Here is a 10,788-nt window from a genome sequence, read left to right as displayed (position 1 = left end):
GCGCCACTTCCTGACTCTACCGGAGGCTACTGAAGCTATTCCAGCATCCTCCCATCCATGTGTTGTCCGAGACGGGCGGCAGCAACGAGGCTTCTAGCTAGTCACCTGAATCCGAAGTTCGGCTCATTGTTTTCTGGCAGAAGCGTTTGACGGATGCGAGGATTTCGTCGGCGGATTTGACCCACTTGTAGGGTTTCGGATTTTCATTGTGAGCCGCAATGAAGGCGATGATGTCGGCCTCAAGCTCTGCGGTAGATCGATGAACGCCGCGTTGCAGTTGCTTGCGCGTCAGCTCCGCCAACCAGCGTTCGACCTGATTGATCCAGGACGCCGATGTCGGTGTGAAGTGGGCATGCCAATGAGGCCGACGCGCCAGCCAGGCCTTGATCTTCGGCGTCTTGTGGGTGGCATAGTTGTCCATCACCAGGTGTACGTCGGGACCCTCGGGCATCGCGGCGTCGATCCGCTTGAGAAAGTTGAGGAACTCGGTCGCCCGATGGCGCTTGTAACATTTTCCGATCACGGCGCCGGTGGCGATGTCGAGTGCTGCGAACAGGGATGTCGTGCCATTGCGGACATAGGTATGCGTCCGACGCTCGGGCACGCCCGGCGCCATGGGAAGGACTGGTTGCTCGCGATCCAGCGCCTGGATTTGGCTCTTTTCGTCCACGCACAGCACAACTGCCCGGGTCGGCGGCGACATATAGAGGCCGACAATATCCTGAACCTTGTCGACGAACAGGGGGTCAGTGGACAGCTTGAACGTCTCGGACCGGTGCGGCTGTAGCCCAAACGCGCTCCATATCCGGCGGATGGTGGTGTGCGACAGCCCGCTCTCGGCCGCCATGGAGCGGATCGACCAATGGGTGGCATCCTTCGGAGCGGCGTTCAGCGTGCGCTCGATCACCTGCGCAACCTGCACATCCGACACCGTGCGTGGGCGACCCGCGCGGTATTCGTCGGTTAGTCCTTCAATGCCATCCTGCACGAACCGCCGCCGCCATTTGCCAACCGTATGCTCGTGGACACCAAGGCGTTGGGCAACTTCCTTGCTCTGCAATCCCTCCGCGCAGAGCAGAACCATCCGGCACCGATCCGACAGGGAGCGAGGCGCCTTGTGCCGCCGAACCTGAGCTTCGAGAAAGGTCCGTTCCTCCCCGCTCAGAACAACCAAATCCGCCTGTCTGCCCGCCATCGTGCACATCCCTACCTGTCAGGCAAAGACATATACAATGATGCTTACTTCAGTTCCAGGTGAATAGGATAAGATCGGGCAATAGCCTGCATCCCTGTCGCTAGATTCAAATAGGCAGAGCGCAGTCTCCCAACAGGATGACATCGCCGAGGCCATCATTCCAAAATCGTTGAGTGCCGCCGCGTATCTGGACATCGTGGCGGACGGGTCGACCTGTGTCGCTTTCGTCTGCATTACCGACGATATCGGGGCGAAGGCCACTGGCAGAAGGGGCGCATAGCCGGGTGTGTTGAGATAAAAACGAGTGGACTGTCCGGTCATCGATTCCAGAGCGGCTCGCGCTGCATGAGCCTTTTAAGCTGCGACGATGGAGAGGGTGGCGCATCAAGTGTAGCAAGAAACAGCTCGTGCTGCTCTGCATCCAGAAAGAAAGTGTGCTGATTCAGGGTCGTCTTGAGTTCGGCCACCGCTCCGATCTGGATGACGTCGTCTTTCTGCGCGGAGGCGCTTCGGTCCGAACAGACTTGCCGTGCCATATCGCTAATTCCTTGCCCGTGCTTGTCGAACTACCGGGGCAATGTCCTGCCGCACTGCGGAGCCTGCTCAGGATAGATTCGCGTTTTCCGTCAGCGGCCGTCAAAGCCCGGTAACGATCGGTGTTGCCATGACACCCATTTGACACCCATAGCGACACCCGGGTGCAAAGAGACCTGGCGAGCGAGAGTATTTCTCTCGTAAGTTATTGATTTTATTGGAGAATTTTGGTGGACGCACTAGGGCTCGACCCTAGGACCCGCTGATTAAGAGTCAGCTGCTCTACCATCTGAGCTATGCGTCCATGCGGGGTGGCAGCCCATGCGGGCCATCGTTCCGGCGTGGCCGGGCTGTTAGCAGCAGGCTGCTCGTTTGCAAATAGAAAATCGCGTCATGATGGAAATTTTCACGTCGATCCGGTGTCAGGCCCAGTTGCCCGGCCGTTGCTGACGCCTGCTCGAACGGTCGATCGCCATGATGATGCCGATGCACATCATCACCGTCAGCATGGACGATCCGCCATAGGACATGAAGGGCAGGGGGATGCCGACGACCGGCGCCAGTCCCATCACCATCATCAGGTTGATCGCGACATAGAAGAAGATGGTCGTCGTCAACCCGGCGGCGGCCATGCGCGCGAACTTGTCCTGGGTTCGCATCGCGACCCGCAACCCCCAGCGGAACAGCAGCAGGAAACCGCCTATCATCAGGACGCCGCCCACCAGCCCCCATTCCTCGGCCATGGTGGCGAACACGAAGTCGGTATGGCCCTCGGGCAGATAGTCGAGATGGCTCTGCGTTCCTTGGAGAAAGCCCTTGCCCCAGATGCCGCCCGATCCGATCGCGATCTTGGACTGACTGATATGGTAGCCAGCGCCCAGCGGGTCGCTTTCCGGGTCGAGGAAGATCAGCACGCGCTTTTGCTGATAATCGTGAAGAAAACTGAAGGCGATCGGGATTGCAGCCGCTACCGCCAGGCCGGAGCCGACGAAAAGCCGCAGCGGCAGGCCGGCCAGGAACATGACCGTGACGCCGCCCGCCGCGATCATCGTGGCGGTGCCCAGGTCCGGTTGCACCAGCACCAGCGACCAGGGCAGGCCGATCAGCACGAGGGCAGGCCATATCGCGTTCCAGCGCCGTATCTCGCCCACCGGCAGCATCGCATAGAAGCGCGCCACCGTCAGGACGATGACCGGCTTCATGAATTCGGAGGGCTGCAACTGCATGAAGCCCAGATTGATCCATCGCTGGCTGCCCCCCGCGACGCCGCCGATCAGTTCGACAAGCACCAGCGCGGCCAGCAATGCGCCATAGGCGGCGAACGTGAAGCGGGCGAAGATATCGACGGGGATCCTGCTGAGGGCCATCGCCATGCCCGAAAAGATGCAGAAGCGGACGCCCTGGTTGATCGCCCAGGGAAAAATGCTGCCGCCTGCCGCGCTATACAGGACCAACGTGCCGAAGCCCGCGATCGCGAGCAGCAGCAGCAGCACCCGCCAGGGAAATTGGGTCAAGGGATGAGGTATGATGCTCATGGCACATCCGCCCCATCGCTGCCGGGGGGAGGCGGGGCGTCGTCGCTGTCGTCCGGCGCGGAGGCTGTAGCATTTTGGGCAACGGCATTGGCGGCGTTGGCGACGTTGTCAGCCACTGGCGGCGGCGCCTCGCCCTTCTCGATCGCTCTGGCCAAGCGGAAGGCAGCCATCTGGCGCTCCTGTCGTTCGGCCGGCGTGCCGCCCCATCCCTTTTCCAGCGTGACCAGCTTTTCCATCGCCTTGGTGGGGTCGAACAGATAGGACAGCGTATCGCTGGCGATCATCGGAGCATCTTCGTTGCGGATCATGTGGCCGCCATGTTCGATGATGCAGCCGACCGCATAGCGGGGATTGTCGAACGGGGCGAAACCCTGAAACAGGGCATGGTCGCGCAGTTTGAAGGCGAGCGAGCTGTTGCCGCGTACGCCGCCCGCGCGTTCCGCCATGGTGATCCGGCGCACCTGCGCCGTTCCGGTCTTGCCCGCGATCAGCACGCCGGGCACATTCATGCGCGCCGCGCCGCCAGTGCCGCCGCCATTCACCACGGCGCTCATGGCATTGCGGATGACGGTCAGATGCTCCTCCGTGGTGCCCGCCAGAGGGGCTGCCGGTCTGGCGGCGCCAAAGAGGAAATTGGGCGTCAACTGCCGGCCGGTCGCCAGGCGCGCCGCCATCACCGCCATTTGCAGAGGATTGATCAGCATATAGCCCTGCCCAATGGTGGCGTTCACCGTGTCATAGACCTGCCATTTCTGGTTATATTTTCGTTCTTTCCACGCCGGGTCCGGGACAGTGCCATAGCTTTGGCTGGGGAACGGGAGATCGAAACGCTGGCCCATGCCGACCCGGCGCGCCATGGCGGCGATACGGTCCATGCCGATGCGCTGCGCCATCTGGTAGAAATAAATGTCGCAGCTCTGCGCGATGGCGCCACGCATGTTGAGCGCTCCATGGCCGCGACGCCGGTGGCAGTGGAACAGGGTGTTGCCCACGCGGATCGCCCCGCCGCAACTGATGGTTTCCTCCGGGCCAACGCCTGCTTCCAGCAGCGCGAGCGCCACCATCGGCTTGACGGTGGAACCGGGCGGATAGAGACCTTGCAGCGTCTTGTTGCGGAGCGGGACATGATCGTCCTTCGACAACATGTCCCATTCCAGATGGCTGATGCCGTCTGAAAAGCTGTTGGGATCGAAGCTGGGCATGGATGCCATGGCCAGTACGTCGCCATTCTTGCAGTCGATCACCACCACTGAACCGCTCTGCGTCGCCAGCCGCCGCCCGGCAAATTCCTGCAACCCCGCGTCGATCGTCAGCTTGATCGTCCGGCCCGGCGTGTCGGGACGGGTCGTGAGTTCGCGCACGATCTTGCCGCGTGCCGTCACCTCGACCCGCTTGGCGCCGGGCTTGCCGGTCAGATGGCGGTCGAACGCCTTCTCCAGCCCGTCCTTGCCCACCTTGAATCCGGGGGTGATGAGCAACGGATTCTTGCGTTCCTTATACTCCTCGGCCGTGGCCGCGCCGACATAGCCCAGCAGGTGCCCCACCGTGGCCCCCGCTGGATAATAGCGGGAAAAGCCCTGGCTAGGGGCGACGCCAGGCAGGTCGGGCAGCCGCACGCTGACGGCGGCGAACTGGTCGTAGGTCAGCGTGTCGGCGACCTGCACGGGACGGAAGCCGGCGGACTTGTCCAACTCTTCGCGGATGCGGTCGACTTCGTCGGATTCCAGGCTCAGCAACTGGGCCAGGTGCTTGATCGTCCCTTCGGCATCGACCATACGCTGGGGGATCAGGTCGACGCGAAAATCGGTGCGGTTATTGGCCAGCGCCCGCCCGTTGCGATCGAGAATCCAGCCGCGCCGGGGCGGAATGAGCGTCAGATTGACCCGGTTGCTTTCCGACAGGGCATTATATTTTTCATTTTCGGCGACGCTGATCCAGGCCATCCGGCCGATCAGCATCGCGCCGACCGCCCCCTGCACCCCCCCCAACACCATCGCGCGCCGGGTGAAGGTGAAGGACTGGGTGGCTTCGGTGACAGTCTTGCGCTTGGACGTCAGAAATTTCATGCCATCACGCGCCAGCGATCGATCCGTGCGCATTGCCGGACGACGAAGGGGAAAAGCAGGACCGACCAGAGCATCTGCGGCGCGACCAAAATCAATCTTATCTCGCCTCCGCCCGTGATCCGCGCGAAGAACCAGCCACCAATGATGCAGAAGATAATGGCTAAACAGGCAATTAGCCAGTCCTGTCGGTAGCTGCGCCACACCAGCCTATGTTCGAATGCGTCGACACCGATCAGCGTCACTGTCCACAGGAACATGGCCGACCCGATCGGCTGGCCGCTCATCATGTCATCGAACAGGCCGAGCGGCAGTCCGATCCACGCGCGCCATAATTCGGGGCGAAGCAGCCGCCAGGCCAGCAGAAGCAGCAGTCCGAAGGGCGGCATCACCGGCGATTGGGCGACGATGGGAAGGAGGGTCAGGGCCGATCCCAGCATCACGGTGATGACGGGCGTGCCCGCCAGGCGAAAGCGGCTTGGATGACGACCAAGCCGCGGCACATGCTGCAAATGCGGGTCGATCACGGCGCGGCCATGGCATTGGCGGGTGCGACCTCCGTTGCCGCGTCCACGGGGTCAGTGCGCGTGACCACTTCTTCGAAGGCCCGCTCCACGACCACGGCGTCGGTCCGTGACGGGTTGGCGAGCGGAAAGCCCCAGGCGATTTCGCCTTGAACCCGGACGACGACCGCAACCGGGATATTGGGTTGGTAGATGCCGCCGATTCCCGACGTGACCAGCAGATCGCCGGGCTTGAACGGGTTGCGACCCGCCGACAAAGCACGAATTTCCAGCGATCCGTCACCCGCGCCGGTCGAAATGGCCGGCACGCTGTCATTGGCGCGGCGGACCGGGACGATGTTGCCCGTATCGGTCAACAGCAGCACTTCGGCGGTGTTGGGGGTGGTGCTGTTCACGCGCCCGATCAACCCTTCGGCGGCGCGCACGGGCATACCCGGCCGAACGCCCTGCCAACGCCCGGCATTCAGCCGCGCAAACCGCCGCGCGCTACCGGAGGATGAACTGATGAGGCGCGCGGTCAGCAGGTCGCTCTGGTCTTCATCGACCAGTTTCAACAGCCTTTTGAGGCGGGCATTTTCCTGCGCGATCGCCCGCGCTTCGATAATGCGGTTGCGATTGGTCTCAACCTGTCGGCGCAGGCTGACATTCTGCGATCCGGCACGCCAATAGGCGGCCAGCAATTCATCGACCGAACTGACGCCGCTCACCATATTTTTAAGGCCGACCGACAGAGGACGCGTCAGTTCCGTCGTCACTGTGCGCAAGCCGGCAAAACCAGTCGGATCGAAAATCGACACCACGACCAGCAACAGGCTTGCCACCGCACCGGCAACCGCGATCACATAGCTCGCGAACAGGCTATATTGCGCCCTCCGGTTGATGCCGGGGCGTCGGCTGGGTGGCCGCGCCATCAGGGGTTCCCTTCGATCAGGCGGTTTGGAGCACGCCCCGGAAGATCGGATCCTCCATCGCGCGGCCGGTGCCGATAGCGACGCAGGTCAGCGGATCTTCGGCGATGGTGACGGGCAGGCCGGTCTCGTCGCGCAGCTCATCGTCCAGACCCTTGAGCAGCGCGCCGCCGCCGGTCAGGACAATGCCCTGGTCGACAATGTCGGCCGCCAGTTCGGGCGCCGTATTTTCAAGCGCGATGCGCACCCCCTCGACGATGGTGCTGATAGGCTCGGCCAGCGCGTCGGCGATCTGGCCCTGATTGATCGAGATTTCCTTGGGCACGCCGTTCACCAGGTCGCGACCCTTGATGTGGATCGTTTCGCCCACGCCGTCCTCGGGCGGCTGGGCGACGCCGAACTGCTTCTTGATCCGCTCGGCCGTCGCTTCCCCGATCAGCAGATTATGATGACGGCGCACGAAGGATACGATCGCCTCGTCCATCTTGTCGCCGCCCACGCGGACCGAAGTGGTGTAGGCGAGGCCGCGCAGCGACAGGACCGCAACCTCGGTCGTGCCGCCGCCAATATCGACCACCATGGAACCGATCGGTTCGGTCACGGGCATGTCGGCGCCGATCGCGGCGGCCATCGGTTCCTCGATCAGGAAAACCTGGGAGGCGCCCGCATTGCTGGCCGCGTCGCGGATGGCGCGGCGTTCGACGCTGGTGGAGCCACTGGGAACGCAGATCACGATTTCCGGCGCGCGCCAGGGGCTGTGCTTGCCGCCATGCACCTTGGTGATGAAATGCTTGATCATCTGTTCGGCAACGTCGATGTCGGCGATGACGCCATCGCGCAAGGGGCGGATCGCCTCGATCGAGTCCGGGGTCTTGCCCATCATCAGCTTGGCGTCTACACCCACGGCCTTGACGCGCTTGACGCCGTTCAGCGTCTCGACCGCGACCACCGAAGGCTCGTTAAGCACGATGCCGCGGCCGCGCACATAGACCACCGTATTGGCAGTGCCGAGGTCGATGGCCATATCCTGCGAGGAAAATTTGAAGAGACGCGAGAAGATCGACATGCCTTATCCTGTTTCGCCCGCCGTCCCCGCGACGCGAAAAGGGGCCGGTCGGAAATCTGTTCTGCTCCACCGCTTAACCGTAAACTTTGCCTCGTGCGGTGCAAAAAATTCCGGTGCGCGGCTCGCGGAAAGCGCTCGCTTGGGCTAGTCACTAATCAATGTCAATACGCCGTCTGCCCGAACATCTGGTCAATCGTATCGCTGCCGGTGAAGTGGTCGAAAGACCCGCCAGCGCGCTCAAGGAAATCGTTGAAAATGCGTTGGATGCGGGTGCGACTCGCGTCTTAATCCGCCTGTCGAACGGCGGCCTCGACAGGATTGAGGTCAGCGACGATGGCTGCGGCATGGATTCGGCCGACATGGCGCTTGCGCTGGAACGCCATGCCACATCCAAGCTGCCTGATGATGCCATTGAAAATGTTGCGACATTGGGGTTTCGCGGGGAAGCGCTGCCGTCCATCGCCAGCGTGGCGCGGCTGTCGGTCGACAGCCGGCCGCGCGGCGCCGATGGCTGGAACCGTACGGTGGATAACGGACAATTGGTCGCCGAAGGACCGGCTGCGCTGCCGCCCGGCACGCGCATCATCGTCGAACAGCTTTTTGCCAAAGTGCCGGCGCGGCGCAAATTCCTGCGCTCGGCGAAGGCCGAATATGCCGCCTGCCTGGACATTGTCCGTCGCCTCGCCATGGCGCATCCCTCCGTCGCCTTTTCCGTCGAGCATGACGGTCGCCGCGTGCTGGGCGTGCAGGCCGGCGACGCGCGGGAAGATCGCGTCGCCGCGCTGACCGACCGGCAACTGGCCGACAATCATGTCATCGTCAGCCTGGAACGCGAAGGCATCCGCCTGTCCGGCGTCGCGTCGCTGCCGACCTACAATCGCGGCGTTGGCGATCATCAATATCTGTTCGTCAATGGCCGGCCGGTGAAGGACCGGCTGCTGATTGGCGCGCTGCGGGGCGCCTATGCCGACATGCTGGCGCGCGACCGCCATCCGGTGGTGGCACTGTTCCTCGACGTTCCGCCGCTGGAGGTGGACGTCAATGTCCACCCCGCCAAGACCGAGGTGCGTTTTCGCGATCCCGCCCTGATTCGCGGCATGATCGTTTCGGGCCTGCGCCGCGCGCTCGATGCCGAAGGTTTCCGCGCCGTGCAACATGCCGACCCAGCGGCCCTTTCAGCCTGGAAGCCCGAACCATTGTCGCCGACCCCGATCGGCGCCATGCCGATCTTCGAAGCGGCGGCGTCCGCGCAGGTCAGCTATAACCAGTTTGTCCAATCCGCCTTCGCCGATCGCCGACCGGCCTTTCAGGCGCCCCCGCCGCAGGCGCGCGCCGAACCTGCCGCCGCGCCCGCGCCCGAAGGCACGAGCTTCCCGCTGGGCGTCGCGCGCGGACAGGTGGCGCGCACCTATATCGTTGCCGAAGCGGAGGATGGCCTCGTCATTGTCGACCAACATGCCGCGCATGAACGGCTGACGCTGGAGCGGATGCGCCGGGCGATGGAAGGGCAGGGCGTGGCTTCGCAGGCGCTGTTGTTGCCCGAAGTCGTGGAACTGGACGAGCCCGCTTGCGACCGGCTGGAGTCGCGCATCGCTGAACTCAGCGATTTCGGCCTCGATCTGGAGCGGTTCGGTCCCGCGGCGATGCTGGTCCGCGCTGTCCCCGCCATGCTTGGTCAGTCCGATGTGCAGGGCATGGTCACCGACCTTGCCGACGATCTTGCCGCCTATGACAGCGCCTTGTCATTGAAGGAACGGCTCGACCTCGTCGCCGCGACCATGGCCTGTCATGGTTCGGTTCGCGCGGGCCGGATGCTGAGCGTCGCGGAAATGAACGCCCTGCTCCGCGAAATGGAAGTCACGCCGCGTTCGGGCCAGTGCAACCACGGCCGGCCGACCTGGGTGAAGCTCGGCCATGGGGATATTGAAAAATTGTTCGGAAGGAAGTGACGCCATGATGCTTGCCGCCCTGTTGCTCGCCGGCGCCTCATCGGCCGCCGATCCGGTCTGCGCCGCACCTGCGTCGCCAACCGAGCCATGGACGAATTGGAACCAAAGCAGCGCCGCGACGGCCGGGACGCAAAGTCCGGGCACACCAGCGCTCCTATTGGGCAATCCGGTGACGGCGGGCCTGACGCCGGGCGATCATGTGCACTTCGCCGCCGCGCCGGGCAGGGGCGGCAAGGATGGGTATGGCGGTCTCTTTGCGCTCTCGCTCCAGCAAGCGGCGCGGGTCGGCATAGCTTTGTCGGACGCGGCTTGGGTGGATGTCGTTACCGAAACGCAAGCGGCGGAATCGAACGGTCATGGTCATGGGCCTGAATGTTCGGGCATCCGCAAGATCGTCTGGTTCGATCTGCCCGCCGGGCGGCATATCGTCCAGATCGCCGGGGCGAAGGCGCAGACCATCCGCGTGATGGCGACCGTCGCGAAGGCAAAGCAGCCGCTTTAGCGCAGCCCCCGGTTCAGACCGGCCGCGTCCGCCACATGGCGATGGGTATCATCGTCATCACCGGCTTGTCGTCCTGATTGAAGATCGTCACCTTGTTGCGGACGATCCCCATTTCCGGGCGACTTTGCGACGCCTTCTTGTCGATCACCTCGCTGGTGCCGCGCAGGGTGTCGCCGGGGCGCACCGGCCGCAGCCAGCGCAGTTCATCCACGCCCATCGCGCCCAGGCTGGCCGCCTGTCGCCCCGGATGCTTCTGCATTTCAGCGACCAGCATCTTCATGAACAATGCGGTCGTGTGCCAGCCGCTGGCCGAGATGGTGCCGAAATGCGTTTTCGCCGCCGCCTGGTCGGACAAATGGAAAGGCTGTGCATCAAATTCGGCGGCGAAGGCGATCGTTTCCTCGCGCGTGACGGTCAGCGGGCCGAAGTCGAAGCTGTCGCCGACCACGATATCCTCGAAATAGGGAATGTCGTCCATCGCTACCCGTCTCCTATTGCAACGGGTAGCGATG

Annotated in this window: 10 protein-coding genes and 1 tRNA gene; 2 read left to right on the top strand and 9 right to left on the bottom strand. The window is 63.3% G+C overall.

Annotated elements, in window-relative coordinates; genetic code table 11:
- Positions 1–97 precede the first annotated feature (97 nt).
- From C100_RS34520 to C100_RS34485, 8 genes are all read right to left on the bottom strand, one after another.
- Positions 98–1,195 (bottom strand): IS630 family transposase, encoded by a 1,098-nt coding sequence (locus C100_RS34520; RefSeq protein ID WP_037530239.1) that lies wholly within the window; start codon positions 1,193–1,195, stop codon positions 98–100.
- A 317-nt stretch (positions 1,196–1,512) separates the two neighbouring features.
- Positions 1,513–1,731, bottom strand: a complete 219-nt coding sequence (locus C100_RS34515; RefSeq protein ID WP_024019611.1) for a type II toxin -antitoxin system TacA 1-like antitoxin — start codon at positions 1,729–1,731, stop codon at positions 1,513–1,515.
- Between the two features lie 226 nt (positions 1,732–1,957).
- Positions 1,958–2,033 (bottom strand) — tRNA-Lys (locus tag C100_RS34510).
- Positions 2,034–2,151: 118 nt separating this feature from the next.
- On the bottom strand, positions 2,152–3,264 hold the full coding sequence (rodA, locus tag C100_RS34505) for a rod shape-determining protein RodA (protein ID WP_024019610.1): 1,113 nt from the start codon (positions 3,262–3,264) through the stop codon (positions 2,152–2,154).
- Positions 3,261–5,330 carry a penicillin-binding protein 2 gene (mrdA, locus tag C100_RS34500; RefSeq protein WP_031309309.1) on the bottom strand — a complete coding sequence of 690 codons (2,070 nt, stop codon included), beginning with the start codon at positions 5,328–5,330 and terminating at the stop codon, positions 3,261–3,263. The genes rodA and mrdA overlap by 4 nt, the downstream gene beginning before the upstream one ends.
- Entirely contained in the window at positions 5,327–5,854 is a 528-nt protein-coding gene (gene mreD, locus C100_RS34495) for a rod shape-determining protein MreD (protein WP_024019608.1), read from the bottom strand. The genes mrdA and mreD overlap by 4 nt, the downstream gene beginning before the upstream one ends.
- Positions 5,851–6,762 (bottom strand): rod shape-determining protein MreC, encoded by a 912-nt coding sequence (gene mreC / locus C100_RS34490; protein WP_024019607.1) that lies wholly within the window; start codon positions 6,760–6,762, stop codon positions 5,851–5,853. Before mreC ends, mreD begins: the two co-directional genes overlap by 4 nt.
- 16 nt (positions 6,763–6,778) lie before the next feature.
- Positions 6,779–7,825 carry a rod shape-determining protein gene (locus C100_RS34485; protein ID WP_024019606.1) on the bottom strand — a complete coding sequence of 349 codons (1,047 nt, stop codon included), beginning with the start codon at positions 7,823–7,825 and terminating at the stop codon, positions 6,779–6,781.
- A gap of 158 nt (positions 7,826–7,983) precedes the next feature.
- On the opposite strand from C100_RS34485, the gene mutL reads away from it, so the two are divergent.
- Positions 7,984–9,774: a DNA mismatch repair endonuclease MutL gene (gene mutL, locus C100_RS34480; RefSeq protein ID WP_024019605.1), complete on the top strand. Its 1,791-nt coding sequence runs from the start codon at positions 7,984–7,986 to the stop codon at positions 9,772–9,774.
- A 4-nt stretch (positions 9,775–9,778) separates the two neighbouring features.
- Positions 9,779–10,276 carry a hypothetical protein gene (locus C100_RS34475; RefSeq protein WP_024019604.1) on the top strand — a complete coding sequence of 166 codons (498 nt, stop codon included), beginning with the start codon at positions 9,779–9,781 and terminating at the stop codon, positions 10,274–10,276.
- Between the two features lie 13 nt (positions 10,277–10,289).
- On the opposite strand, the gene C100_RS34470 is transcribed toward C100_RS34475, so the two are convergent.
- Positions 10,290–10,754, bottom strand: coding sequence for a MaoC family dehydratase (locus tag C100_RS34470; RefSeq protein WP_024019603.1), 465 nt, complete (start codon positions 10,752–10,754; stop codon positions 10,290–10,292).
- Positions 10,755–10,788: the final 34 nt, after the last annotated feature.

The organism is Sphingobium sp. C100 (assembly GCF_000508185.1).
Taxonomy (GTDB): domain Bacteria; phylum Pseudomonadota; class Alphaproteobacteria; order Sphingomonadales; family Sphingomonadaceae; genus Sphingobium.
Note: the sequence above shows the minus strand (reverse complement) of the source record. Positions and strands in the feature narration are given on the sequence as shown.

Bases quoted from the DNA above. Each gene is read 5' to 3' on its own strand.
- mrdA (WP_031309309.1), bottom strand. From the start codon at position 5,330: ATGAAATTTCTGACGTCCAAGCGCAAGACTGTCACCGAAGCCACCCAG.
- C100_RS34485 (WP_024019606.1), bottom strand. From the start codon at position 7,825: ATGTCGATCTTCTCGCGTCTCTTCAAATTTTCCTCGCAGGATATGGCC.
- mutL (WP_024019605.1), top strand. From the start codon at position 7,984: ATGTCAATACGCCGTCTGCCCGAACATCTGGTCAATCGTATCGCTGCC.
- C100_RS34475 (WP_024019604.1), top strand. From the start codon at position 9,779: ATGATGCTTGCCGCCCTGTTGCTCGCCGGCGCCTCATCGGCCGCCGAT.
- rodA (WP_024019610.1), bottom strand. From the start codon at position 3,264: ATGAGCATCATACCTCATCCCTTGACCCAATTTCCCTGGCGGGTGCTG.
- mreC (WP_024019607.1), bottom strand. From the start codon at position 6,762: ATGGCGCGGCCACCCAGCCGACGCCCCGGCATCAACCGGAGGGCGCAA.
- C100_RS34520 (WP_037530239.1), bottom strand. From the start codon at position 1,195: ATGGCGGGCAGACAGGCGGATTTGGTTGTTCTGAGCGGGGAGGAACGG.
- C100_RS34470 (WP_024019603.1), bottom strand. From the start codon at position 10,754: ATGGACGACATTCCCTATTTCGAGGATATCGTGGTCGGCGACAGCTTC.
- C100_RS34515 (WP_024019611.1), bottom strand. From the start codon at position 1,731: ATGGCACGGCAAGTCTGTTCGGACCGAAGCGCCTCCGCGCAGAAAGAC.